Origin of the sequence: Rhodovulum sp. DZ06 (assembly GCF_050586345.1) — a bacterium.
Taxonomy (GTDB): domain Bacteria; phylum Pseudomonadota; class Alphaproteobacteria; order Rhodobacterales; family Rhodobacteraceae; genus JBOCEF01.
Map to the genome: position 1 here is coordinate 1 of NZ_JBOCEF010000059.1, position 24,825 is coordinate 24,825.

A 24,825-nucleotide genomic window follows, 5' to 3' on the forward strand; every position below is an offset into this window, starting at 1 on the left:
TATACCGAGGCGCTGAGCGCGGCGCAGCGGGCGGTGCGCGCCGACCCGGCCACCTCGGACCCGTTCTACTGGGCCGCATTCGTGCTGGTGGGCGACGGCGGGCGCTGAGGCCGGGCGACGCGCGGGGCGGGCTCACGCCTTCTGGGCCTTGAGCAGGTCCCGGATTTCCGACAGCAGCGCCACGTCGGCGGGCACCTCGGGGGCCTTTTCCGGCGCCTCGACCACCTCTTCCTCGGACATCTTCTTCAGGTGGTTGATCCCGCGGATCACGAAGAACAGCACCCAGGCGACGATCATGAAGCTGATGACGGCGTTGATGAACACGCCATAGGTGACGACGGCGAGGCCCGCCTCCTTGGCCGCCGCGGCGCTCTCCACCTCCTGCCCCGAGAGGTTCAGGAACAGGCCCGAGAAATCGATGCCCCCGGTGAAGATCCCGAGGATCGGGTTGACGATGTCATCGACGAAGCTTTTGACGATGGTGGTGAAGGCCGCGCCGATGACGATGCCGACGCCCATGTCGACCACATTGCCCTTTACGGCGAATTCCTTGAATTCCTTGAGCATTCCGCCCCTCCTTTGAAATCGGTTCCGTCCCGGCGGGCCTGCGGCGCCCGCGCGGTGCGGCAGGTGAAGGCTACGCCCCCGCGCATGCCTGCGCCATGAACGAAGCCTGCCCCGCGGGGCCGGGCGCTACGAAAAACCCCCGCGGACCTTCCGGCCCGCGGGGGTGACGCAGCGTCGGGGCGCGGCGCGGGATCAGCCGCGCAGCGCGCCGCCGGTGGCCTTGACGACCGCGGCGACGACCTTGTCGGCCACGGCCTCGATCTCCTTCTCGGTCAGCGTCTTGTCGCGGGGCTGGAGCCGGACGGACAGCGCCACCGACTTCTTGCCTTCCCCGAGGCTTTCGGCCGCCTTCTTGCCCTCGAAGATGTCGAAGACGGCGGCGTCCTCGATCAACTTCTTCTCGGCGGACCGCGCCGCGCGCAGCATGGTCTCGGCCTCGACCTCGGCGTCGACGACGAAGGCGAAGTCCCGCTCCACCGCCTGCAGGTCGGACGCATCCAGCGCGCCGCGGTTCGGCCCGGCCTTCTTCGGGAAGGGCGGGTTTTCCAGGAGGATGGTGAAGGCCATCGCCGAGCCCTTCACGTCCATCGCGTCGAGCACCTTGGGGTGCAGCTCGCCGAACTCGGCCAGCACGTTCTTGGGCCCGAGCGACAGCAGCGCCGAGCGGCCGGGGTGATACCATTCGGAGGCCTCGCGGCGCACCATCAGGCGGGCGGTCGGGGCGCCGATCGCCTCGAGCACCGCGGTGACGGCGCCCTTGGCGTCATACATGTCCACCGGGCGGCGGGCGCCGGACCAGTGGCGCGGGGCGGTGGCGCCGGTGATGACGCCGGACGCCACCAGCCGCTGCTCCCCGGGCTCGCCGCCGGTGAAGCCGGGGCCGACCTCGAACAGCGCGAGATCGCCCATGCCGCGGGCCTGGTTGCGGGCGGCGGCGGCCAGCAGCGCCGGCAGCGGGTCGGGGCGCATGTGCGAGAGCTCGGACGAAATCGGGTTCTCGAGGCGCATGGCATCATCGCCGCCGCCGAACAGCTTCGCTTCCTTCTCGGCCACGAAGGAGTAGGTCACGCATTCGTTGAACCCGAGCGCGGCCAGCGCCCGGCGCGCGGTGCGCTGGCGCTGCTGCATCGGGGTCAGCGTTTTCGCGGTGACGCCCGCGGCGGGACGCGGCAGGGGCGTCGCGGGCAGCTTGGTCAGCGAGGCGACGCGGGCGACCTCCTCGACCAGGTCCGCTTCGCCGAGGATGTCCGGGCGCCAGGAGGGGACATGGGCCATCAGCCCGTCCGCCGTCTCCTCGATCCGGAAGCCGAGGGCGGTGAGGCTGGCGCGCTGCTCCGCCTCGGGGATGTCCATGCCGACCAGCGACTGCACGCGGGCGGGGTCGACACGGTAGGCGCGGGCGGTGTCCGGCACGGCGCCGGCCACGACGACCTCCGAGGCCTCGCCGCCGCACCAGTCGAGGATCAGCTTCGTCGCCAGCTCCAGCCCGTCGCGGGTGAACTCGGGGTCGATCCCGCGCTCGAACCGGTAGCGGGCGTCCGAGTTGATCTTCAGCGCGCGGCCGGTCATGGCGGTGCGGATCGGGTCGAAATAGGCGGACTCGACGAAGACGTTGACGGTGTCCTCGGTGCAGCCCGAGACCTCGCCGCCCATCACGCCGCCGATGCCCTCGGCCATCGCCTCGTCGGCGATCACGGTCATGCCGGGCTCGAGCCGGTAGGTCTTGCCGTCGAGGGCCAGCAGCTCCTCGTTGTGCTGGGCCGAGCGGGCGCGGATGACGCCGCCATGCACCTTGTCCGCGTCGAAGACGTGGAGCGGGCGGTTGCGGTCATAGGTCAGCAGGTTGGTCACATCGACGAGCGCCGAGATCGGGCGCAGGCCGATGGCCTTCAGGCGCCGCTGCACCCAGTCCGGCGAGGGGCCGTTCTTCACGCCGCGGATGTAGCGCCCGACGAAGAGCGGGCAGGCCTTGTCCGCGACCTCGGGCGCCAGTTCCACGCGGATCGGGCTCTCATACCCGCCGGGGATCGCCTCGATGGCGGGGGTCTTCAGCGTGCCGATGCCGCGGGCGGCGAGGTCGCGCGCGACCCCGGCCACGCCCAGCGCGTCGGGGCGGTTGGGGGTGATGGCGATCTCGATCACCGGGTCGTTCAGGCCCGCATAGTCGATGAAGCGGGCGCCGAGGGGGGCGTCCTCGGGCAGGTCGATGATGCCGTCATGATCGTCCGAGATCATCAGCTCGCGTTCCGAGCAGAGCATCCCGTTGGATTCGACGCCGCGGATCTTGGTGGGCTTCAGGAGCAGGTCCGTGCCCGGAACGTAGTCGCCATTGTTGGCGAAGACGCCCACGAGGCCGGTGCGCGCGTTGGGCGCGCCGCAGACCACCTGGATTTCATGCGGCGGCTTGTCGGGCCCGTCCAGCCACGCCTCGACCTTGCACAGGTTGAGCTTGTCGGCGTCGGGGTGCTTCTCGGCGTGTTTGACGCGGCAGATGGTGAAGCAGCCCAGGGTCTCGGCCGGGTCTTCCACGCCTTCGACCTCGAGCCCGAGATCGGTCAGCGCGTCGAGGATCTGGTCGAGGCTCGCCTCGGTCTCGAGATGCTCTTTGAGCCAGGAGAGGGTGAATTTCATCGTCTCAGTCCCGTTCTGAGGGCTGCAGCGCCTGGCGGCGCGCGGCCTCGATCAGTTCCATCTTGTAGCGCACCCGCTGGGCGGGGCCGGTCTGCGCCCCCTCCAGCCCGCGGATGCGGTCCATCATCCATGCGCCCCGTTCGGCGAGGCGTTCGATCTCGCGCCGCTGGAAGCGCATCTGGTCCTCGGCCCCGAGGGGACCGTTATGCGCCAGCGCCGGGCCCCCGGCCATGCCCGCGTACCAGGTGGCGATCTGATTGCGGATATCGTCGTATTCCGCCCGCGCCTGGTCCTTGCCGAGCCCCTCGACCGCCCCCGCATTGGCCGCGTCGGTCATCTGCTTGCGGGTGTAGAGGAACGCGAGCGTGCCGGCGGCGATGAGGGCGATGGCGAGGTAGATCATGGGGTTATCAAATCGCTGATAGCCCCGAGCTTGTCCTTCAAGAAGCTTATGGCGACGGCCTTGACAGTACCGGTAGTTATGTCGCCACCCGCCTCCTTAAGTTTCGCCTTCGTCTTCGCCCAAACGGTCTCATCGCGAACCGCATCAAGGAAGTCGTGCCCCGCAGCGGTCATTCGGACATAGGAAGAGGCGTCACCAACCTCAGCGAGCAGCCCCTCATCGAGCATAAGCAGGGTGTGGTACAGCCTCGCATCGGTGAAGTTCCGCTGCGCATTCGCCTGACGCCTTTTGCCAATGGCGAAGCCGTCGTTCTCCTCGATCTCAAAGAGAAGCTCTCGGATGATGCCAGCGTCACGCTTCACGCCGACAACCCCCCGTGCAGCGTCGGCACGTCGAGGCTGCGGAAGCCGTAATGGCGCAGCCAGCGCAGGTCGCTGTCGAAGAAGGCGCGCAGGTCGGGGATGCCGTATTTCAGCATGGCGATCCGGTCGATGCCGATGCCGAACGCAAAGCCCTGCTGCTCGTCCGGGTTCACCCCCGCGGCGCGCAGCACGTTGGGATGGACCATGCCGCTGCCCAGGATCTCCATCCAGTCGTCGCCCTCGCCGAGCTTCAAGGAGCCGCCTTCCCAGGAGCAGCGGATGTCGACCTCGGCGGACGGCTCCGTGAACGGGAAGTGGGAGGCGCGGAAGCGCAGTTCCACCTGCTCCACCTCGAAGAAGGCGCGGCAGAATTCCTGCAGCACCCATTTGAGGTTGGCCATGGAGATGTCCTTGTCGACGGCGAGGCCCTCGACCTGGTGGAACATCGGCGTGTGGGTCAGGTCATAGTCGCAGCGATAGACGCGGCCCGGCGCGATCACGCGGATCGGGGCGCCCTGCTTCTCCATCGCGCGGATCTGGACCGGAGAGGTATGGGTGCGCAGCACATGGGGCGGGCGCTCGTCCCCCTCGGCGCGGTGCATGAAGAAGGTGTCATGCTCCTGCCTCGCGGGGTGTTCGGGCGCCATGTTGAGCGCGTCGAAATTGTACCAGTCGCTTTCGATCTGCGGCCCCTCGGCCCAGGCGAAGCCCATGTCGGCGAAGATCGCGGCGACCTCCTCCATCGTCTGGCTGACCGGGTGGATGGTGCCCCGGCGCGCCGGGCGCGGGTCGAGCGTGACGTCCAGCCACTCGGCCTTCAGGCGTTCGGACAGCGCGGCGTCGGCGAGGGCGGATTTCGCGGCGCCGATGGCCGAGCCGATCTCGTCCTTCAGCGCGTTGAGCGCGGGGCCCGCTTCCTTGCGCTCCTCCGGCGTCATCTTGCCCAGCTCGCGCATCTTCAGGCTGACTTCGCCCTTCTTGCCCAGGGCGGCGACGCGGATCGCCTCGAGCGCGCCTTCGTCGGCAGCGCCCGCGATCTGGTCGATATACTTGCCGCGCAGCTCGTCGAGGCCCTGCATGGCTGTCTCCTGTCCTTCGGATGTCGGGTCGCCCCGCGGATACCATGCGGGGCGGGGAAAGCAAGACCGCCGGCCCATGGGGACCGGCGGTCGGTGAAATCGTCGCGCGAAGGGGCGGCCCTTCGCGGGGGGATGCGAAGGGGCCCTCAGGCGCGACGGGTGGTAAAGAGGCCTCCGGCCATGGCGGCGTGGTCCTTCGCTGGAATTGCGCGCGCAGGATGCCCGGGGCGGCGGCGGGGGGAAAGGAAAAAATCCGCTCCCCCCTGCCCCCGGTCAGGCGCGGCGGCGCAGGGCGCCGAGGCCGAGCAGCGCGGCGGGCAGCAGCAGCGCGCCCGCGGGCAGCGGCACGTCGCCGAGCGGCGGGGCCGTCTCCTCGGTGATGCCGGCGTAGAGGACGTTCGGCTGGCTGTAGTTGTAGAAGCCGAAGGCGCCGTTGTTGAAGCTGGTCACGCCCGCGTCGGCGGCGGTGATGTTCAGCTCGAGCGCGCCGTTCACATAGACCTGCGCGACGGTGGGCTGGAACACCAGTTCGAAGTCATAGGTGGTGTTGTCGGCCCAGCCGGTGGCGCCGAGGGTGGCGGCGCGCTGGATCTCGTTCACGTTGTTGGTCGGGTCATGCCACCAGGCGCCGGAATTGTCGCCTAGCACGCCGGTGACGCGGCTGATGGCGAGACCGGCGGTCCCGGTGCCGCTGTAGAGGCCCTGGTTGAGCTGCTTCCAGTCGATCAGCAGGAAGTCGGCCGAGGCGTTGGACAGGTCGCCGGCGTGATAGCCGAGCACGAAACCGATGAAGTCGTCGTCGCTCGTGGTCTGCACGGTGATCTGGCCGGCGAGCGCAAGGCCCTGGCTGTTCCCGGCGGAGTAGAACACGGTCGGCGAGCCGTTCTGAGTCTGCAGGACCGAATCGTTGCCGGTCTGCACGGTCCAGGTGCCGGCGCCCTCCGAGGTCCAGCCGGAAAGGTCGACGGCGACGGGAACCGCGCTTGCGGTGGTGGCGAACAGCGCCGCGGCGGCGGCGAGGGCGGAAATGGCGCGCATGTGAATGATCCCCCGAAGGAAGGCGATGGCACGGAAAGGCGATGTCGCGCGCAGGCCCCCTGACCTGCGCGCCCGCATCATTACCACAATGTGAACGTGTGACGCTAGGTTGTCTTGCAGGCGGAGCTGCAACCATTGCGGGCAGAAACGGCCGCGCGCTCACGCCCCGGCTGCGCCGTCCTCGAGCCGCGCCCGCGCCGCCGCCTGCGCCGCGCGCGACAGCCGGTAGCCGCGCATCAGCGCCACCGCCAGCAGCTTCAGCGCCACCGGCGCCCCGGCATAGAGCAGCGCCAGCGCCCAGAGCGCCCGCGCGTCGTTCGCCCCCGAGGCGGCGAAGCCCGCCCCGTCGAGCGCCCAGAGCGCGGCCCCGCCCGAGACCGCCAGCGCCGCCTTGCTGGCCACCGACCAGGCGGCGAAGAACAGGCCCGTGCGCTGCTCGCCCGCCGCGGCCGCGTCGCCCTCGGCCACGTCCGCCAGCATCGCCGCGGGCAGCGCCAGGTCGGCCCCGAGCGCGAGGCCCGACAGCAGCGCGATGGCGGCGAAGGGCCAGGCGTCCCCCTCGCCCAGCGCCAGCGCGCAGGCGAAGACCGCGCAGGCATAGACCATGGCCGCCCGCCAGATCGCCGGTTTCTCGTACCGGCGCGCCAGCCGCGTCCAGAGCGGCGCGCCCGCGACGGCGGCGAGGAAATAGAGGGCCAGCAGCGGCCCGGCGAGGTCGGGGCGGCCGATCACGTGCTCGGTGTAGAACAGGAACAGCGCCGCGGGCAGCCCGTTGGCCAGCCCGTTGACGAAATGCGCGGGCAGCAGGCGGCGGAAGCCGGGCGCGCGCAGCACGTCGCCCAGCGCGCCCCGCAGCGGCAGGCGGCGGCGCGAGAGGTCCGGCGGCTCGGGCGCCACGAGCGTCGCCGCGGCCACCCCCAGCGGCAGCAGCACGGCGAGCGCGGCGAAGACCAGCGCCAGCCCCGCCGCGCCGTCCGCGGCGCCGGCCCCCGCCGCCGGGTCCGCCCCGGGGGCCGCGGCGGGGGCCGGCGCGCCCCCCGCGGCGGCGGCGTAGAGCCCGGCGGCGAGGACCGCGCCGACCAGCCCCGCGCTCTCGCGCCAGGAGGCGGCGCGGACCCGTTCCGCGTAATCGCCGTGAAGCTCGGCCCCCCAGGCGTAATAGGGCGTCATCGCCATGGTCCAGCCGAGGGTCAGCGCCGTCAGCCACAGCCCGAACCAGGCCGCCGAGGGCGCCGCGGGCGGCAGGAACAGCGCCCAGGCGGCGATCAGGATGGGGAGGGCGGAGACGGCCAGCCAGGGCTTGCGCCGCCCCCAGCGGCTGGGGAGCCGGTCCGAGAGCGCGCCCATGGCCGGGTCGGTGACCGCGTCGAGCAGCCGGGCGCCGAGCAGGATCGCGCCGAGGGTCGCGAGGTCCAGCCCCCGCGCGGCATAGAGCGGCGGCAGGTAGACGTAGACCGGGAAGTAGAGCATCCCCAGCGGCGCCGCGGGGGCCGCGTAGGCGGCGAGGCTGCGCCGCGAAAGGGGCCTGGTCCGGTCGCCGCTCACCTGTCGCCTCCGCCGTCGCTCATGGAACCCGGGAGGGTGGCGCGGGCGCGGCCCGGTTCAAGGCCGCGCGGCGGCGCGGAGAAGAGAGACGCCGCAAAGGGCCGGGACGCGCGACGCAGGCGGCGAGGCGCGCCGCTTGGTCCGGCGGCGGCGGCGCGGCCGGCAAGGCGGGAGGAGACGAGGCGGGGGGAAGAGGCGGGGGAAGACGAAGGCCGGGTCGGGCCGCCCGGTCAGTCCCACCAGAGGCGGATCGCCTCGGACAACATCCCCGCCAGGGCGCCGCCGATCAGGATCGTGAACAGCGTCGGCGGCCCGGCGGCGATCCAGAACACGTCGACCATCCGCTCGATCATGTATTCCAGCAGCTCGGCCACCGACTTGAACTGGGTGAAGTTGTAGACCCGCACCACCTGCCGCAGCCCGGCGAAGAACATGAAATAGATCAGCCCCGAGATCGCCGCGCTGACCCCGCCCAGCGCCGCGCGGCCGATCCCGTCGCCAAGGCCGCGGCGCATGTGCAGCCAGCCCGCCAGCGCCCCGCACATCATCGCCGCGCCGTAGATCGGGCGCAGCGAGGCGTCGGGATGCATCGGGTCCACCGCCAGCGCGGTGAAGACCGTCCCCGCCGCGGCGAGCGCCAGCAGCGCGGCCGAGGCGAGCCGGTTGCTCGACGACACGATCTCGGGAAGCGTGGACCTCATGCGTGTTCCATCCGTCCGGGCGCCGCCGCGCCCGGCGGGTCAGCCGGGGCGCGACAGGGTGAATTGCGAGACGTCCGTCGTCCCCGCCATGAAGCAGGCGGCGCAGCTGGCGAGGTAGAAGTCCCACATGCGGCGGAAGCGGTCGTCGAAGCCCATCGGCTCGATCTCGTCCCACCGCGCGTTGAACGTCGCCCGCCAGCGCCGCAGCGTTTCGGCGTAAGATGCGCCGAATTCGACCGATCCGTCCAGCAAAAGACCCGCCGCGCCCGCCTGTTCCCGGAAACGGGTGGGAGAGGGCAACATCCCGCCGGGGAAGATGTATTTCTGAACGAAGTCGACGCCCTTGCGGTATCCGTCGAACAGCGGGTCGGCGATGGTGATCGACTGGATCGTGGCCCGCGCGCCGGGGCGCAGCCGGTCATGGACGGCCGAGAAATAGGCGGGCCAGTACCGCTCGCCCACCGCCTCGAACATCTCGATCGAGCCGATGCCGTCATAGGACCCCGTCTCGTCGCGGTAATCGCGCATCACGATCTCGACCTGCTCCGACAGCCCCTCGCGCTGCATCCGGGCGGCGGCGAAATCGTGCTGCTCCTTGCTGATGGTCAGGGCGGTGACCTTCAGGCCCCGCGCCTTGGCGGCGTATTCGGCGAAACCGCCCCAGCCGCAGCCGATCTCGAGCACGTGGCCGCCCGCGGGCGGGTTCATGGCGTCGAGGAGCGCGGCGTACTTGCTGGCCTGCCCCTCTTCCATCGTCTCCCCCGCCCCGGCGCCGCCGTCGCGGAACAGGGCCGAGGAATAGGTCATCGAGCGGTCGAGCCAGAGCGCGTAGAAATCGTTCCCGAGGTCGTAATGGGCGGCGATGTTGCGCCGGGCCTGGGCCTTCGTGTTGCGGTTCATCCAGTGCCGCAGGCGCAGGGCCGCGCGCACCAGCGCCGCGCCCCCGAAGCGGCGCGAGACGCTCTCGTTGTTCAGCAGCGCGAGGTCGAGCACCGCCTGCAGGTCCGGCGTGTCCCACCAGCCGTCAAGATAGCCCTCGGCGAAGCCCATCTCCCCGTCCCGGATCATCCGCGCGAAGAGGCGGGCGTCGCGCACCAGCACCTCGGCGTCCGGCCCCGCCTCGCGCCCCTCGGCGGCGAAGACGCGCCCGTCGGGCAGCGTGAAGCGCACGCGGCCCCGGCGCAGCCCGGAGACGGTGTCGAAGACGGCGCCGAACCAGCGCGGCAGGTCCTTCGCCCCGCGCAGGCTGGTCAGGACCGGTCCACGCCGCGCCCCCGGAAGGGGGGCGGCGTCGGCGCCGGCGAAGCTCCGGGCGGGCATGGACATGGTCATGGGCGGCTCCGTCTTCTGATCGTCTGGCATTCGGAAATGATGTGAAGCGCGGCGGCGCTCCGTCGAGGGTCCTGGGCGGAATCGAGGCGAATTTTACACTTCAAGGCGGCCCCGCCCCCTTTGAATCACCCGCCTGGGTTGCGCGCGCCGGGCGCGAACACCGCGTCGTCGCCGGGATGGCCGAGGAAGGGCACGCCCTTGAGCGCGAGTCGCAGCGCCTCCCAGTGGATCGCCAGCGGGGCCTTGAGGCCGTGCAGCGGCGTGCGCAGCGCGAGGCGCCGCAGGGTCGCGTCGCCCAGGGGCAGCGCCGTCCCGGTCTGGGCGGCGATCAGCCGGTCGGGCCCGCCGGGCGCGCCCTGGCGGATCAGGATGCGCAGGGTCTCGGACGGCTCGGGCAGATCGAAGCGGTAGCGCTGATCCATGTCCATGAAGGGCGAGACGAAGAAATGCTTGTCCCTGGCGGTGCGCAGCACCTTCGCGCCCGGCGTCTCGGCCGTCAGCACGTAGGCGTGCTGGTCGCCGAAGGTGTTCTTCACCTCGGCGATCACCGCCGTGAGCCGCGCGGCCTCGTCCCAGCAATAGTGGAGCGAGAGCGGGTTGAACGCCCGCCCGAAGATGCGCGGAAGGGCCAGCAGCCCGATATGGGCGGGCGCGGGCACGCCGACGCGGGCGAGCTGCGCCTCGGCCCAGGGGCGCAGGGCGGATCCGTCGCGCGGGCCGTGATCGGCGTTGCGGTGGGCGACGGGGGCGAAGCGCCCGGTCCCGGTCCAGCGCAGGGGCGCGAGGGTCTCCTCGATCCGGTCGACATCGAGCAGCATGGTCCAGACCCGGTAGCGGAACTGGTGCCGGCGGGGCGAGAGGCGCAGGTGCATGACCGAGGTCTCGTAGACCCGCCCGCCGCCCGACAGCACGTCGGGACGGCGCGCGGGCGCGGGGGCGGCGGGGGCCGTCCCGGTCTCCTGCGCCTCGATGCGGGCCATCGCCGTCATGCCGTGCTCCTCACCCTCGTCCCCGGCCTCGCCGCCGCGCGCCCGGTCACTCGGCCGCCTGCGCGGGGGCCGCGGGGGCGGTCACGTCGCGCGCCCAGGCCGGGCGGGCGCCGAGGACCGCCGCGGCTTCCAGCCCCGCGCGCAGCCCGTCCTCGTGGAAACCGTAGCCCATCCAGGCCCCGGCATGCAGCACCCCGCCGCGATCCTGGATCAGGTGCATGTCCCGCTGGGCGCGGAAGCCGCGGGCGGTGAACAGCGGGTGCTCATAGGCGAATTCGCCGTGGATCAGCTCGTCCCGGATCTCCCGCGAGGGGTTGAGCGAGACGAAGAGCGGCGTGTCCTCGGGCAGGCCCTGCAGGCGGTTCATCCAGTAGGTGACCTGGGCGGGCCGCTCGGCATCCTTCGCGGCGCCGTCCGAGAGGAAGTTCCAGCTCGACCACACCTTGCGCCGCCGCGGCATCAGCGCGGGGTCGGAATGCAGCACCGCGCGGTTGGAGGAGAACGGGAAGGCCGAGAGCAGCGAGCGTTCCTCGTGCGACGCGTCGAGCAGGAGGTCCAGCGTGTCCTCGGCATGGGTGGCGAAGATCACCTTGTCGAAGCGCTCGGCCTCGGCCCCGCGGAAGCCGACGCGCACGCCGCCAGGGATCCGCTCCACCCCCGTCACGGCGCGGCCCGCCTGCGCCGCATCCCCGAGGCGGGCGACGGCGCGCGAGACGTATTCGCGGCTGCCCCCGTCCACCGTGCGCCAGCGCTGCGCGGGGTCGAGGCCGGTCATCAGGTCGTGGTTGCGGAAGAAGGCGATGAAGGACCGGGCCGGGAAGTCCAGCATCCGGCGGGTGGAGCAGGACCAGATCGCGCCGCCCATGGGCAGGATGAACCGGTCGCGGAAGACGTCCGAGAAGCCGCGCTTCGCGATCCAGTCGCCGAGGGTCACGTCCTCGAGATCACCGCTCTCAAGCTCCGCCGGGGCGATGGCATTGAAGCGCAGAACCTCGCGCAGCATCTTCAGGTGCCGCGGGTTGAAGGCGTTGCGGCGCTGGGCGAAGAGCCGGTCGAGGTCGTCGCAGGCGTACTCATAGGACCCGCCCGAGAGGGAGAAGCCGAAGCTCATGTCCGACCACTTGGTGGGGACGCCGAGATGTTCGAACAGCCCGCACAGGTTGGGGTAGTTGCGCTGGTTGAAAACGATGAAGCCGGTGTCGACCGCCACCGTCTTCCCCTCGGATCGGGCGCCGACACGCGGGGCATCGACCGTGTTGGCATGGCCGCCGAAGCGGGCGTCCCGTTCGAAGAGGGAGACCTCGTGGCGGTCCTGAAGGGCGAGGGCGGCGCCGATGCCGGAAATGCCGGCGCCGATGACGGCGATCTTCACTGGGGGAACTCCTCGGGGTCTTCTGCGGGATCTTCTGCGGGATCTTCTGCGGGGGGTCTTCTGCGGAGGGCCGTCGTCCGGGAGACCGGGCGGCGGGACCGGGCGGGCGTCCCCGAAGGAACGTCCGCCGCGGCGCGTCGGTTTCAAGCGCTCAGGCCGCCTTCAGCGCCTCGTAGGCCTCGAGCGCGCGTTCGCGCCCGGGCTTGAGGGGCATGATCGGCTCGGCCGGGCGGCGGGTTTGCGCGTCGATCCCCCAGCTTTTCGGGATGGCGGCGTAGAACTCCTCGGCGCCCTTGCCCTTCAGCCAATGGTCGCGATAGCGCGCCTCGGCGTCGAATTTCTCGGCCTGGCCGTCGGGGTTGAAGATGCGGAAGAAGGGCGCCGCGTCGGGGCCGGAGCCGGCGGTCCACTGCCAGCCCATGGCGTTCGAGGCCGGGTCCCAGTCGGTCAGCACGTCGCGGAACCACGCCTCGCCCACGCGCCAATGGGTCATCAGGTGCTTGGTGAGGTAGGAGGCGACGAGCATCCGGGCGCGGTTGTGCATCCGGCCCGTGACGTAGACCTCGCGCATCGCGGCATCCACCAGGTCCACCCCGGTCATGCCGCGCCGCCAGGCCTCGGCGTCCGCGTTGTCGTCCCGCCAGGGGAAGGCGTCCCATTCCTCGCGCCAGTTGCCGGTCTCGATCCGCGGGGTGTGATGGACGAGGTGATAGGCGAATTCGCGCCACAGCACCTCGGACAGGAAATGCTCACTTCCCTTGCCGTCCGGGCCGCGGTCGCGGGTCGCCTGCCAGATCCGGCGGGGGGAGATTTCGCCGTAAGCGAGGTTCTCGGACAGGCCCGAACAGGCGTCGAGATCGAGCCGGTCGCGCTCGGCCTTGTAGGCCTCGGCCTTGTCTTCGAGGAAGGCGTCGAGCCGGTCGCGCGCGGCCTCCTCGCCCACCGCCGCGTGGCGGGCCAGCACGGCGGCGCCGCGGCGCATGTCGGCGCCGAGGGCCCAGTCGGAGAGGGCGTCCGAGGCGGGCCATTCGTCCGGCGCGGGGATGGCGCCGACGGGGGAAAGCGGCTCGGGGATTTCCAGCGCGCGGGCGGCGCGGGCGAAGGGCGAGTAGACCTTGTAGAAGCCGCCCGCCTGGGTCTCGACCTCCCACGGCTCGAAGATCAGCGACCCGTTGCAGGAGCGCACGTCGAGCCCGTCCTCCTTCAGCGCGGCCTTCACCTTCTCGTCCCGCGCGCGGGCGGCGCGGTCATAGAGGCGCGACCAGCGCACGCCCGTCGCCCCCGTCTCCTGCGCCAGGGCGCGGAGCGTCTCGAGGGCGTCGCCGCGGCGCAGGACGAGGCGCGAGCCGAGGCCCTCGAGCGCCTTGCCGAGGCTATCGAGCGATTCCGCCAGCCGCCAGCGATGGGCCGCGCCCAGCGCCTCGGTCTCGGGGTCGAGGATGAAGACCGGGATCACCGGCCCGCGGCGCCCGAGGGCGGCGTAAAGCGCGGGATGGTCGTCCAGCCGAAGGTCCCGGCGCAGCCAGAGAAGGGTCGGGGTCGTCACGGGGGCGGCTCCTTCGCGGGGGGGGAGAGCGGGGTCGGCGCCGCGGGGCGGCGTTCATGCTCTGTTACGCAGGGCGCGGCGGGGCGGATCACCCGGTGCGGGGGGCGGGGACGGACGAAATTGGCGTAAACTTCTCAGAAACTTTGCAAGCGTATGATTTACCGCAGCAATTCCCTGAAATGCCGCAACACTTACAGGAGGTCGCCATGTCCACGGCGCCTTTGTCTTTCGATCCGTCCGCCGTCCTGCCCCGGGGCCTGCGCGCGGCGTTGTCCCGGGCCGGGGCGGCGCTGGCGCGGGTGCTCGGGCCCGCGCTCGCGCCTTCGCGCCGCGGGGCCGAGGCCGGGGCCGCCCCGGCCCGCGCCGCGCGGGCGGCGGCCGAGGCCGCGGATGCGGCCCCCGCGCGCGCCCAGGACGATGACCGTCCCGACGCGCCGCGCCCCGCTACGGGCCCGACCCGGCTTCTGTCCGCCGGGGTCGGCCCGCGGCGGCGCAACCTGCGGCGCGACGTGGCGATGGTGCAGCGGCTGATCAACGCCGCCGCCGCCGCGGGCGCCCTGCCCGCGATGGCCGGGGGCCTCGCGGTCGACGGCCGCTGGGGGCCGCGCACCGCGGTGTCGCTGTCGATGGCGCAGATCGCGCTGACCGGGGGCCGCGACGGCGCGGCGGATGCGGGCGGCGTGCTGATCGGCGCGCTGATGGCCGCGGCCCTGCCCAGGGGCCCGTCGATGCAGCTGCTGCGCCTGCTCTGGCCCTCGGCCCCGGCGGCGCGGCTCGAGCGGCTCGGGCCGAAGCTGCTGGCGATGATGGACCGCCGCGGGCTGTCGGAGGAGCTGCGCGCGGCGCATTTCCTGGCCCAGGTGGGGCATGAGAGCGGGCAGCTGCGCTGGCTCGAGGAACTCGCCTCCGGCAGCGCCTATGAAGGCCGCGCCGATCTCGGCAATGACCGCCCCGGCGACGGGCCGCGCTTCAAGGGCCGGGGGCTGATCCAGCTGACCGGCCGGGCGAACTACGCCCGCTTCGGCGCGGCGATGGGCTGCAAGGCCGAGCTGCTGGCGGATCCCGCGCTGGCGGCTCAGGATCCTTGCCTTTCGGTCGAGACGGCGGGCTGGTTCTGGGACGATGCGGGGCTGAGCCGCCTGGCCGACCGGGACGACCTGCGCGGGATCACCCTGCGGATCAATGGCGGGCTGACCGGGCTGGTGGAACGGGGCGCGATGCTGACCCGGGCCAAGGCGCTGCTGGGGATCTGATCCCGGCGCGCCGCGAGGGGGGAAAGGGGGCCGCCGCGGCCCCCTTTTTCATGCCCGCCCCGCGCGCCCCGGCCCGCGCGCGCCTCAGCCCTCGCCCTGCTGGGCCTGGGCCTGCGCGCGGCGCTTCAATTCGCGCCGCATGATCTTGCCCGTGGCGGTCATCGGCAGGGCGTCGATCACCTCGACCCGCCGCGGCGCGAGGTGGGGCGAGAGGCGCCCGCGCACCCGCGCGATCAGCTCCGCCTCCAGCTTCTCCGCATCCACCTGCGCCCCGGGCGCGGTCACGACATAGGCGCGGATCACCTCGGTGCGCACCGGGTCCGGCACGCCGATCACCCCGGCCATGGCGACGTCGGGATGACCGGCGAGGCAGTCCTCCACCTCCGACGGCCCCACGCGGTAGCCCGAGGTGGTGATCACGTCATCGGCGCGGGAGGAGAAGAAGACATGCCCCTCCTCGTCGATCCGCCCCACGTCGCCGGTGCGCAGGCGCTGCACGCCCGTCTCGGGGTCCACGGCGTATTTCTCGGCCGTCTTCTCGGGCAGGTTCCAGTAGCGCAGGAACATGGTCGGGTTCGGCGCGTCCACCGCGATCTCGCCATCCTCGCCCGGCGGCAGGGCGCGGCCCTCGGCGTCGATGATGCACACGTTGTGGCCGGGGGCGGAGCGCCCGGCGCTCCCGGGCTTCGGCGCGAAGACGGAGGAGGCGTTGGTCAGCACCAGGTTCGCCTCGGTCTGGCCGAAGAACTCGTTGATCGTCAGGCCCAGCGCCCCGACGCCCCAGTCCAGCAGCTCGGCGCCCAGCGCCTCGCCCGCCGAGCCGACGGAGGCGAGCTTCACGCCCAGCCCCCGCGGGTTCTTCACCGCGCGCATCAGCTTCAGCGCGGTGGGCGGCAGGAAGGCCCGGCGCACGCCTTCCTGGGCCATGATCCAGCACGCGCCCTCGGCGTCGAACCGCGCCATGCGGTGCGACAGGACGGGCGAGCCGTAAGCCAGCGCGGGCAGCAGCAGGTTGCACAGGCCCCCCATCCAGGCCCAGTCCGCCGGGGTCCAGAACAGGCTGCCGTCATGGGGGGCGAAATCGTGATGCGCCTCGAAGCCCGGCATGTGGCCGAGCAGCACCGAGTGCCCGTGCAGCGCCCCCTTGGGCGGCCCGGTGGTGCCCGAGGTGTAGGAGATGAAGGCCGGGTCCGCGAAGGTCGTCGCCGCGGTCGGGGGCGGGGCCGAGGCGCGCGCCGCTTCCTCCATCAGCCCCAGCGCGCCACCCATAGGGCCGTCGATGCAGAACACCTGCCGCAGCGCGGGCAGGTCGGCGCGGATGGCGTCGATCTTGGCCATGTCCTCGGCGTCGGTCACCGCGAAGACGGCGCCGCTGTCGGCCATGCGGTAGCGCAGCCCGTCCTCGCCGAACAGGGTGAAGAGGGGGACCGAGACCGCGCCGAGACGCCAGCAGGCGAGGTGGGTGATCAGCGCCTCGGGGCTTTGCGGCAGGACCAGCGCGACGCGGCTCCCGCGCGCCAGGCCATGGGCGGCGAAGGCGGAGGCGAGGCGGCCCGACGCCTCCCACAGCGCGCCATGGGACCAGCGGGCGGGGTTGAGGTGCCGGTCGAGATGGATGAGCGCGAGGCCGTTGGGATTGGCGCGCGCCCAGCGCCCGCAGACGGCCTCGGCGATGTTGAAGGGCGCCGCGTCCGGGCCGCGGAAGGGGGCGGGCCAGCGGAAGCCGGCGCGCACCGCGTCCCAGCCGGCGGCGCGGGTCAGCAGGGGTGTGGCGAGGGCGGATGCGAGGGGCGTGTCGGGCATGGGCGTCGCGCCTCCGGGCGCCGGGTGCGGGGCGCCGCGGGCCGGAGGGGCCGCCGCGGCGCAGGATCGTGTTGCAGCGCAACCTAAACCGCGTGCGCCGCGGCGTCCATGTGGCCGAAGGGCTGCGGCGGGAACGCCGCGGGGGGCTGTCAGCCCCGTTTGCCGAAGAGCCGCCCGAGGAGGCCGCGGGCCCGGCGCGCGCCATCGCCGTCGCCGCCGCCCGCGCCGCCGCCCGCGCCCTTGTCCCCCGGCCCGCCGCCGCGCGGCGGGTGCAGCACGGTCTCGCGATGGTCGTGGAAGGCGAAGACGATCTCCAGCCCGCTGCGCGCGGCCAGGCCCGCGGTCGCCCCGCGCAGCCAGGGGATGAGCAGGCCGGACAGGTCCGCGTCGTCGGTCGGCTGCTCCAGCGCGTGAACCCGGCCGCCATCCGCGGCCTCCTCCCACAGGATGAAGGCGTCCTCCTCCTCCGGGGTCAGCAGCGGCGGCAGGTCTTCCAGCGCCGCGTTCAGGTCCCCGAGCGCGATCGCGCCCGCCCGGGTCTCGGTCATCTGCGCGGTGAAGGCGCGGACATGGAGCGGCAGGGCCGGGTCGCCAAGGTCGGACTCGATCCACAGCCGCACCGCCTCCGGCGGCGGCGCCGCGGGGTCCAGCGCGTCGAACAGGGCCCGCAGCTGCGGGGCCCTGTCCTTCATGCGTTCGGCGAGCAGCGCCTCGTAGCGCCGCGCCAGCCCGTCGGGGTCCGACACGCTCACACCTCCGGCTTCGTCGCCCCGAATTCCGGCATCGCGTTGGCGCGCGCGGCCAGCGCGGTCAGCTTCGGGCAGGTCCCGTCGAGCAGCTGCGGGTGCATCGCGGCGATGAAGTCATGGGCGCAGACGAAGGCGACGTCGCCGCCCATGGGACGGTCCCGGCCCTGCAGCCAGCCGTCCTCGGGGCAATGCGCCTCCATCGCCTGCAGCCCGCCCGCGACCTGGCCCTCGAGCCGCGCCTGCCAGTCGGCCCAGTGCAGGTCCTCGGGGCGCCGCTGGCGGTCATAGACCAGCGCCACCGCCTTCTCGGCCGCGCCGTTGGCATAGGCGATCTCCTGCAACACCGCGCGGCGCGGCACGCCGTCCGCCGGGACCAGGCGGGCGGTCGCGGGGGCGGTGTCCTCGAGCCAGTCGCAGATCGCCCAGGTCTCGATCAGGCTCTCGCCGTCCTCGAGCTGCAGGATCGGCACCCGCCCGACCGGGTTCACGGTCTTGAGCGTCTCGAAATCCTCGCCCGAGACCATCAGCTTGCGCCGCTCCACCTCGCGGCCCTGCAGGGCGCACCAGATGGCGACGCGGCGGACGAAGGGCGACAGGTCGCGACCATAGAGAATCATGCGTGGGCTCCTCCCCGTTTGCGTATTTGCGGCGGAGCCTAGCGCGTTCCGGCCCCCGGCGCGCAAGCCCGGTGCGCGCGGGGGGCGGGGGCGTTCCGCGGGGCGGCGGCCCGCGCCTGGTTGATTACACGTTTAAAGAGATTGCCGGGCCGTTCACCATCCCACGCCGTGTCCTAACGGCGCGATAAGTATACGTTCAGTTCATCGCCGGATCCCACCGGCGCCCGATCTGAAGCGTCGGACCCACCGTTCCTGAACCCTTTCAGACCCGGAGCCGACCGATGCCCCTTCCCCTGACCGACGCAGTGATGGCCGCCGTTTTCTTCACGATCGCCCCGGGCGTCGGGGTGCTGGGTCCGAAGGAGGAGGGCGTCCTCTCGGCCCTGACCAACCCGCAGTCGCAGACCCTGTTCGAGCGCGGCCGCGCCTCGATCGACCAGGGCCGGAGCGGCAACCCGATGCTGCGCTGACGCGCGCCGTGCCGCTGAGGCGTTAATGTATCCATCGATACGTTAACACATCTCCACAGATCCGAAAGCATAGGCCGATGCGCCGAATGTACAGGTTAAAAGGAGTTAAGCATAAGCCATCTAAAATTAAGGATGTATCCAAGTGACAGGATGCTCGAACGCGCCTATTCCTCTCCGCGTCCCCGGCGATGACGGGGCCCCGGCCTGAAGCGCCGGACCCAGATCATCCCCCGCCGCGCCCGATCTGCCCGAGACGGCGCGGACATGACGCCCAGGAGAGCCGTCCATGCGCTTCGCTTCCATCGCCGCCGCCGCCCTTGTCGCGGCCGCCGCCGCCGCCGCGCCCGCCTCGGCCGCGATCTATACCTTCGAGGACGCCGCCGACTATTCGGCCGACCTCGCCTTCGACGTGTTCCACGGCGATTCCGGCACGATGCAGTGGTCGGGCTACGAGGCCTCGAACGGCTTCGAAGGCTCCGACGGCGACTTCCTGGTGATGAACACCTACAACACCGGCAACTCGATCCGCTTCCTGGACGGCCCGGTGATGCTGAACAGCTTCGAGATCTCCTCGGCCTACGGGTCCGGCGGCGCGGGCGTCTACCAGGCCGAGCGCGCGGGCCACGACTATCGCCTGACCCTGTTCGACGCCGACAACAAGGTGCTGTTCGACCAGGAGCTGCGCACCGCCCGCGACGGGTCCTGGAACACGGTCGAGCTGCAGATCGGCGGCGTCGTGACCATGCGCTTCGCCGAGCGCAACGACGACTGCCTGCCCGGCTACTGGCCCGGCATCGACAACCTGACGGTCAATGGCGGCTTCACCCCGCCGTCGTCCAACCTCGGCGTGTCCGACGTGCCGCTTCCGGCCGCCGCGCCGATGATGATCGCCGGCCTCGCGGGCCTCGGCTTCCTGGCCCGCCGCCGCAAGGGCTGAGCCCTTCGCGCCGCCCGCGCAGCCCCCCCCCGGGGCGGGCGCGCGGACGGCCCCCCGACGAAACGCCCCCGGTCGCCGCTTCGCCGCGACCGGACGGCCCGAGACGGTCTGCGCCGCAGCAGGGGACGGGGGCCCCGAGGCGTGACCCGAGAGGAGCCGCCCCCGGGCAGGGGCGGCTCCTCGCCCCAGGACACTGAAGGTCCGCGTCGCTTTCGCCACCAGATCGGATTCGCGTCTGTTTACGCCGCGCACGGTGCGGCCGGGCAACGTTCGACCGTGCGCGGCGGGGCGGCGGGCTGCAGGATGCAGCCCGCCGTTTCCCGCATCCGCCCGACCCGCCCCGGGCGGCGCGCGCCCCGCATCCGACCCTGCGTCCACGCCCCGCGACGCCTCCCGGCGCCCTCCCGCGCGTCTCCCGCGCCGGGCATCCCGCCGCCGCCGTCGCCACGTCACCATTGACCCGGGCCCGCCGCCCGGTTTCCCTGACGCCCCCGTCAAGGCAACCCGCGGAGATCCCCATGACGCCGCTGCGCCCGCGCGCCGAGCTCGCCACCCATGACGTCTCCAACCAGCCCGAGCCGCGCGACGCGCTGGCGCTGTGGGACGGCGACGCGCCCCTGCGCGCCGCCGTGGCCCGCACCGCGCCCCGTGCCGCCGCCCCACTCGCCGCCGCCGCCGCAACCTTCGGCGCCCCCGATTTCCGCGAGGCCGCCCGCGACGCCGAGCGCAACCCGCCCGAGCTGCGCCCCTTCGACCGCGCCGGGCGCCGGATCGACGAGGTCGCCTTCCACCCCGGCTATCACAAGGTGATGGCCGAGGGCGCGCGGCACGGCTTCTCCGCCGGGGCCTGGGCCGGGGCGGACAGCCCCCTGCCCCGCGGCCACGCCGCCCATGCCGCCATGGTCTACCTGCTCTCGCAGGTCGAACCCGGCGCCTGCTGCCCGCTGACCATGACCTCGGCCGCCATCCCGCCCCTGCGCGCAGGCGGCGCGGCGTTCGAGACCTGGACGAAGGGCGCGATGTCCGGCGTCTACGATCCCGCCTCGCGCCCGGCGCCCGAGAAGGCGGGCCTGACCATCGGCATGGCGATGACCGAGAAGCAGGGCGGATCGGACGTGCGCGCCAACGCGACGCTGGCCGAGCCGGACGGCGACGACGCCGCCATCCTGACCGGGCACAAGTGGTTCTGCTCTGCCCCCATGTGCGACGGCTTCCTGACCCTGGCGCAGGAAGAGGCCGGGCTCTCCTGTTTCCTCGTCCCCCGCTGGACGCCGGACGGGGCCCGCAACCGGATCGAGATCCAGCGCCTGAAGGACAAGCTCGGCAACAAGGCCAATGCGAGCTCCGAGATCGAGTATCGCGGCGCCTGGGCGCAGCGGCTCGGGGCGCCCGGCCGCGGCATCCCCACGATCATCGAGATGGTCCACCACACCCGCCTCGACGCCGCCATGGCCCCCGTGGGCCTGACGCGCCGCGCGCTGGACGAGGCCGCGTGGTGGGCGCGCGGCCGGTCGGCCTTCCAGAAGCGGCTGATCGACCAGCCGCTGATGGAATCGGTGCTCGGGGATCTCGCGCTCGACTGGATCGGCGCGCTGGCGCTGGTGATGCGCGTCGGGCAGGCGTTCGACGGAAGCTCGGAGGAGGACCGCGCCTTCGCCCGCATCGCCGTCGCCATCGCGAAATACTGGGGCAACAAGCGCGCGCCCCTCGCCATCGTCGAGGCGATGGAGTGCCTTGGCGGCATGGGCTATGTCGAGGACACGCCGATGCCGATGCTCTATCGCGAGGCGCCGCTGAACGGCATCTGGGAAGGGTCGGGCAACGTGATCTGCCTCGACATCCTGCGGGCGCTGGGGCGCGACCGGCTGGCGGGCGAGGTGCTGCTGGCCGAGATCGCCGGCGCCCGCGGCCGCGACGCGCGCTATGACGCGGCGTTCGAGGACCTGGCCGCCCGGCTCGTCGCCCCGCCGGAGCGGGAGGCGCGGATGCTGGCCGAGCGCATGGCGATCCTGCTGCAGGCGAGCCTGCTGATGCGTTTCCCGGTGGTGGAAGAGGGCGCGGGAGCGGGCGCCGGGGCCGAGGGCGTCGCCGACGCCTTCATCGCCACCCGCGTGGCCGGGGACTGGGGGCGCAGCTTCGGGACCCTGCCCCAGGGCGTCGACGCGGGCGCGCTGGCGGCGCTGATCTGAGGCGAATCGGCCCGGCCCCTCGATGTACAGAGAATGAAAAGTTCAGAACAACCTCCGACGACTCGTCCTGAAGATGCGCAAGATACCCGTCAGGCACGAAGTTCGGCCGCGTCACCTTTGACCGATTCAAAAACCACGCGTTAATAATTGGGGCATGCGCCCCTCTTCATCGGGCGTCTCGCCGCGATGCGCTGACGGCCCGGCGGTCGGGGAACCGGAATTCGGGCCGCATCAAGGCATTTACTTGAAACATCTCATCCTCGCCGCCGCCCTCGCCGCCGCGCCGCTCGCGTCCCAGGCGGCCGTGGTCCTCGACCAGCAGGACCCGGTGGTCACCGGCAGCACCGCGGTCGGCTTCGTGACCACGGACCTGGCCCAGACCTTCACCGTCGGCGTGACCGGCGTGTTCGCCGCGGTCGAGCTCAACATCTCCAGCTTCAGCCTCTCACATGATCCGCTCACCGTCTCGCTGCGCAAGACCGCGGGGATCGTGCCCTCGACCCTGGCCGCCGACATCCTGGCGACGACGACGATCACCGCCGCGGACGCCAACGCCGCCCTGACCGACCTCATCGATTTCAGCTTCGCCGGGGTCGGCGTGACCGCGGGCGATTTCCTCGCCATCGTCGTCACCCCCGCGGCGGACCAGACCTGGGAGCTCGATTTCGACGTCACCAACGCCTATGCAGACGGGCGGCGCGTGAGCGCGACCGGCGGCGTGTTCGGCACGCCGAGCAGCAGCGACCTGACCTTCGCCACCTATGTCGACGCGGCGCCGGGCTCGGACGTGCCGCTTCCGGCCGCGGCGCCGCTGATGGCGCTCGGCCTCGGGGCGCTGGGCCTCGCCGCCCGCCGCCGCGGCTGATCCGCCGCCCGGCCCGAGACGCGAAGGGGCGGCCCCCCGGGGCCGCCCCTTTTTTTCGTGCCGCCGAAACCGGCGCCGCTCAGCCGCGGCCGCGATACCCGGGCACGTCCTGGGCCGGGATCCACACGCCCTTCGGCGGCGCGCCCGACTGCCAGAACACGTCGATGGGGATGCCGCCGCGCGGGTACCAGTAGCCGCCGATGCGCAGCCACTTGGGGTCCAGCAGCTCCACCAGCCGCCGCGCGATTTCGGTGGTGCAGAACTCGTGGAACGCGCCGTGATTGCGGAACGACCCGAGGAACAGCTTCAGCGATTTCGATTCCACCAGCCAGTCGCCCGGCACGTAGTCGATCACCAGGTGGGCGAAATCCGGCGCCCCGGTCATCGGGCAGAGCGACGTGAATTCCGGCGCCGTGAACCGCACCGCGTATTCCATCGAGGGCTGGGCGTTGGGCACCCGCTCCAGCACCGCCTCCTCCGGCGAGGCGGGCAGCTCGCTGCGCCCGCCAAGCTGGGTCAGGCCGCCATAGATCTCGTCGCTCATCGCGCGTCCTTTTCCTGCGCCGGGGCCGCCCCGGGGAAGCGCAGCGGCTCTTTCACCGCGAAATCATACAAAACGGTGCGCTGGAGCAAGGCGAAATTGTCGTCGGCGATCACGGCGAGGCGGGTGCGCCCGGCGGGATCGGTCCAGACCGCGATGCCCTCGGCGTTCTCCGCCTCGGGGCCGGTGAAGGCCGCGAGGCGCAGCGGCGCGCCCCAGCCGGTCCGCCTGCCCGGGGGCCCGTCAGGCGGATAGACGCTGAGCGCGAAGGCGAAGGCGGAGACGAGCGAGAAGCGCCGCTCCACCACCCAGAGCCGCCCCTCGGCGTCGATATCCGCGCCGGTGATGTCGAAGCCGCCCCAGCGGGGAAAGCGGATCTCCTCGAGGCCCGCGGCGTCGGGCGGCGCGGCGGCGAAGGCCTGCACGCCGGTCCCCGCGGGCGGCGCGGCGGCGGCGGGCAGGCCCGCGGCGGCGAGCCAGCCGACCAGCGTGTCGCGATCCAGCGGCGCCTCGCGGATCATCAGCACGGCGCCGTCCGCGCGCATCGCCAGCGCCTCGATCCCCGCATTGGGACGCACGCCGGGCCAGGCGCCGATGAAGCTGCGGCGGATATGGGCGGGGGCGTCCGGGGCGGCATAGGCGGTCACGCGGTGGGTGCGCTCGACGCTGATCAGCATCGGGCCGCCGGGCATGGCGCCGGGCGGGATCGCCATCCCCTCCATGTCCCGCTCGGCCCGCGGCGGGCGGCCCCCGACCTCGTCGCGCAGGATGCTCCAATAGGCCGGGCGCACCGCGGTCAGCCGCCCGTCCGGCCCGCGGTCGAGATCGGCGACCAGCAGGTGCCCGCTGTCGTTGACGGCGGCGAGGCGCGACCCGTCGGGCGCGATCTCCAGCCCCGAGAAGCCGCCATAGGCGGCGCCGCGGCCGCGCAGCTCCACCGCCTCGACCAGCTCGAGATGCGGGCCGGGGTCGAGCCGCTGGCCCGGCGGCGGCCAGGGATGGAGGCTGATCGACAGGTCCGCGGCGGCCGCGCGCCCGTCGCCGTCCACCCCCGCCGCGCCCCCGCCCGGCCCGGCGCAGGAGGCGGCGAGCAGCGTGGCCGCGCAGGCGGCGAGCAGCGCGAGGCCACCGCGGCGGGCGGGGCGGCGAGGCGGGCGGGAAGAGGTCACGAAGGGGCGGCTCCGGCGCGCGAGGGAGAGGCGGGCGAGGGTCAGGCGGGCGAGGGTCAGGCGGCCGCGGATCGGCGGCGCATGACGGTCATATAAACCGGCGCGGCGCGGGCTTCCATCGACAGCCGCCCTCGTAAAGGTTGATCGCCGGGCGGGGCGCGCCCGGGCCGCGCCCGGCTCAGCGCGCCGCGGGGCTGTCCAGCACGGCGCGGCATTCGCCCGGCAGGTCGGCCAGGGTCAGCGGGCCGCGCGGCTTGGCGCCGGGTTTCGGCCTGGGGTTCAGCGCCTCGTCCGAGAACCACCAGGCCAGCGTCTCGTCGCAGCCCGGCCCGGGCGGGGGCGGGGCCTGGCCGATGCAGGCGCCCTCGCCCGCCGGGCAGTCCAGCCGCACGTGGAAATGCGCGTCATGCCCCCACCAGGGCCGCAGCTTGCGCATCCAGTCCTCGGGACCCTGGCGGCAGAGCTCGGCCTTGATCGCGGCGTTGACGAAGATGCGGGCCACCGCCGGGTCCTCGGCCGCCGCGCGCAGCACCTGCGCATGGGCCGGGGTGAAGCGCGAATTCACCGATTTGCGGTCGGCGGCGACCATCGAGGCCGCGCCCGTCTGCTCCCGCTCGGCCCGGGTCAGGCGCCGCTCGGGCGCCGGGGTCAGCCAGATGTCGAGGTC

Annotated in this window: 24 protein-coding genes; 6 read left to right on the top strand and 18 right to left on the bottom strand. The window is 72.5% G+C overall.

What is annotated here, in order from left to right; translation table 11 throughout:
• Nucleotides 1–12 precede the first annotated feature (12 nt).
• Nucleotides 13–108, top strand: coding sequence for a hypothetical protein (locus tag ACQ5SO_RS19005; protein ID WP_430941988.1), 96 nt, complete (start codon nt 13–15; stop codon nt 106–108).
• A gap of 24 nt (nt 109–132) precedes the next feature.
• Here the strand turns inward: ACQ5SO_RS19005 and mscL are convergent, their stop codons facing one another.
• The 12 genes from mscL to ACQ5SO_RS19065 all read right to left on the bottom strand — a co-directional run bounded on the left by mscL (nt 133) and on the right by ACQ5SO_RS19065 (nt 13,565).
• Nucleotides 133–567, bottom strand: coding sequence for a large conductance mechanosensitive channel protein MscL (mscL, locus tag ACQ5SO_RS19010; RefSeq protein ID WP_430943222.1), 435 nt, complete (start codon nt 565–567; stop codon nt 133–135).
• A 192-nt stretch (nt 568–759) separates the two neighbouring features.
• Nucleotides 760–3,198, bottom strand: coding sequence for a phenylalanine--tRNA ligase subunit beta (gene pheT, locus ACQ5SO_RS19015; protein WP_430943223.1), 2,439 nt, complete (start codon nt 3,196–3,198; stop codon nt 760–762).
• A 4-nt stretch (nt 3,199–3,202) separates the two neighbouring features.
• The gene (locus ACQ5SO_RS19020; RefSeq protein ID WP_430943224.1) at nt 3,203–3,601 is read right to left on the bottom strand and encodes a hypothetical protein; all 399 of its coding nucleotides are present in this window, start codon (nt 3,599–3,601) and stop codon (nt 3,203–3,205) included.
• Nucleotides 3,598–3,963: a DUF2513 domain-containing protein gene (locus tag ACQ5SO_RS19025; protein ID WP_430943225.1), complete on the bottom strand. Its 366-nt coding sequence runs from the start codon at nt 3,961–3,963 to the stop codon at nt 3,598–3,600. The genes ACQ5SO_RS19020 and ACQ5SO_RS19025 overlap by 4 nt, the downstream gene beginning before the upstream one ends.
• Complete coding sequence (pheS, locus tag ACQ5SO_RS19030; protein ID WP_430943226.1) at nt 3,960–5,042, bottom strand: phenylalanine--tRNA ligase subunit alpha; 1,083 nt, start codon at nt 5,040–5,042, stop codon at nt 3,960–3,962. The genes ACQ5SO_RS19025 and pheS overlap by 4 nt, the downstream gene beginning before the upstream one ends.
• A 273-nt stretch (nt 5,043–5,315) precedes the next feature.
• Nucleotides 5,316–6,080 carry a hypothetical protein gene (locus ACQ5SO_RS19035; RefSeq protein WP_430943227.1) on the bottom strand — a complete coding sequence of 255 codons (765 nt, stop codon included), beginning with the start codon at nt 6,078–6,080 and terminating at the stop codon, nt 5,316–5,318.
• A gap of 159 nt (nt 6,081–6,239) precedes the next feature.
• Nucleotides 6,240–7,625 (bottom strand): MFS transporter, encoded by a 1,386-nt coding sequence (locus ACQ5SO_RS19040; RefSeq protein ID WP_430943228.1) that lies wholly within the window; start codon nt 7,623–7,625, stop codon nt 6,240–6,242.
• Nucleotides 7,626–7,855: 230 nt separating this feature from the next.
• Nucleotides 7,856–8,326, bottom strand: a complete 471-nt coding sequence (locus tag ACQ5SO_RS19045; protein ID WP_430943229.1) for a TrgA family protein — start codon at nt 8,324–8,326, stop codon at nt 7,856–7,858.
• A 39-nt stretch (nt 8,327–8,365) separates the two neighbouring features.
• A complete protein-coding gene (locus ACQ5SO_RS19050) occupies nt 8,366–9,658 on the bottom strand; it encodes a class I SAM-dependent methyltransferase (protein WP_430943230.1) in 1,293 nt (430 codons plus the stop codon).
• 125 nt (nt 9,659–9,783) lie between these two features.
• Nucleotides 9,784–10,647: a DUF1365 domain-containing protein gene (locus tag ACQ5SO_RS19055; RefSeq protein WP_430943231.1), complete on the bottom strand. Its 864-nt coding sequence runs from the start codon at nt 10,645–10,647 to the stop codon at nt 9,784–9,786.
• 46 nt (nt 10,648–10,693) lie between these two features.
• Nucleotides 10,694–12,019: an NAD(P)/FAD-dependent oxidoreductase gene (locus ACQ5SO_RS19060; protein ID WP_430943232.1), complete on the bottom strand. Its 1,326-nt coding sequence runs from the start codon at nt 12,017–12,019 to the stop codon at nt 10,694–10,696.
• A 151-nt stretch (nt 12,020–12,170) separates the two neighbouring features.
• Nucleotides 12,171–13,565, bottom strand: coding sequence for a cryptochrome/photolyase family protein (locus ACQ5SO_RS19065; RefSeq protein WP_430943233.1), 1,395 nt, complete (start codon nt 13,563–13,565; stop codon nt 12,171–12,173).
• A 206-nt stretch (nt 13,566–13,771) separates the two neighbouring features.
• On the opposite strand from ACQ5SO_RS19065, the gene ACQ5SO_RS19070 reads away from it, so the two are divergent.
• On the top strand, nt 13,772–14,818 hold the full coding sequence (locus ACQ5SO_RS19070; protein WP_430943234.1) for a glycoside hydrolase family 19 protein: 1,047 nt from the start codon (nt 13,772–13,774) through the stop codon (nt 14,816–14,818).
• Nucleotides 14,819–14,902: 84 nt separating this feature from the next.
• On the opposite strand, the gene ACQ5SO_RS19075 is transcribed toward ACQ5SO_RS19070, so the two are convergent.
• The 3 genes from ACQ5SO_RS19075 to ACQ5SO_RS19085 form a co-directional block, all read right to left on the bottom strand.
• A complete protein-coding gene (locus ACQ5SO_RS19075) occupies nt 14,903–16,621 on the bottom strand; it encodes an AMP-binding protein (protein WP_430943235.1) in 1,719 nt (572 codons plus the stop codon).
• Between the two features lie 149 nt (nt 16,622–16,770).
• Entirely contained in the window at nt 16,771–17,367 is a 597-nt protein-coding gene (locus ACQ5SO_RS19080; RefSeq protein WP_430943236.1) for a hypothetical protein, read from the bottom strand.
• A 2-nt stretch (nt 17,368–17,369) separates the two neighbouring features.
• Nucleotides 17,370–17,987 (bottom strand): glutathione S-transferase family protein, encoded by a 618-nt coding sequence (locus ACQ5SO_RS19085; RefSeq protein ID WP_430943237.1) that lies wholly within the window; start codon nt 17,985–17,987, stop codon nt 17,370–17,372.
• A gap of 281 nt (nt 17,988–18,268) precedes the next feature.
• On the opposite strand from ACQ5SO_RS19085, the gene ACQ5SO_RS19090 reads away from it, so the two are divergent.
• From ACQ5SO_RS19090 to ACQ5SO_RS19105, 4 genes are all read left to right on the top strand, one after another.
• Nucleotides 18,269–18,457 (top strand): hypothetical protein, encoded by a 189-nt coding sequence (locus ACQ5SO_RS19090; RefSeq protein ID WP_430943238.1) that lies wholly within the window; start codon nt 18,269–18,271, stop codon nt 18,455–18,457.
• Between the two features lie 286 nt (nt 18,458–18,743).
• Nucleotides 18,744–19,394, top strand: a complete 651-nt coding sequence (locus tag ACQ5SO_RS19095) for a VPLPA-CTERM sorting domain-containing protein (protein ID WP_430943239.1) — start codon at nt 18,744–18,746, stop codon at nt 19,392–19,394.
• Between the two features lie 518 nt (nt 19,395–19,912).
• Nucleotides 19,913–21,583: an acyl-CoA dehydrogenase family protein gene (locus ACQ5SO_RS19100; protein WP_430943240.1), complete on the top strand. Its 1,671-nt coding sequence runs from the start codon at nt 19,913–19,915 to the stop codon at nt 21,581–21,583.
• Between the two features lie 244 nt (nt 21,584–21,827).
• A complete protein-coding gene (locus tag ACQ5SO_RS19105; protein ID WP_430943241.1) occupies nt 21,828–22,448 on the top strand; it encodes a VPLPA-CTERM sorting domain-containing protein in 621 nt (206 codons plus the stop codon).
• A 79-nt stretch (nt 22,449–22,527) separates the two neighbouring features.
• On the opposite strand, the gene queF is transcribed toward ACQ5SO_RS19105, so the two are convergent.
• The 3 genes from queF to ACQ5SO_RS19120 form a co-directional block, all read right to left on the bottom strand.
• Entirely contained in the window at nt 22,528–22,992 is a 465-nt protein-coding gene (gene queF / locus ACQ5SO_RS19110) for a preQ(1) synthase (RefSeq protein WP_430943242.1), read from the bottom strand.
• Nucleotides 22,989–24,158 (bottom strand): esterase-like activity of phytase family protein, encoded by a 1,170-nt coding sequence (locus ACQ5SO_RS19115; protein WP_430943243.1) that lies wholly within the window; start codon nt 24,156–24,158, stop codon nt 22,989–22,991. The genes queF and ACQ5SO_RS19115 overlap by 4 nt, the downstream gene beginning before the upstream one ends.
• A 178-nt stretch (nt 24,159–24,336) precedes the next feature.
• On the bottom strand, nt 24,337–24,825 hold a 489-nt coding region (locus ACQ5SO_RS19120), incomplete at its 5' end, for a penicillin-insensitive murein endopeptidase (RefSeq protein ID WP_430943244.1).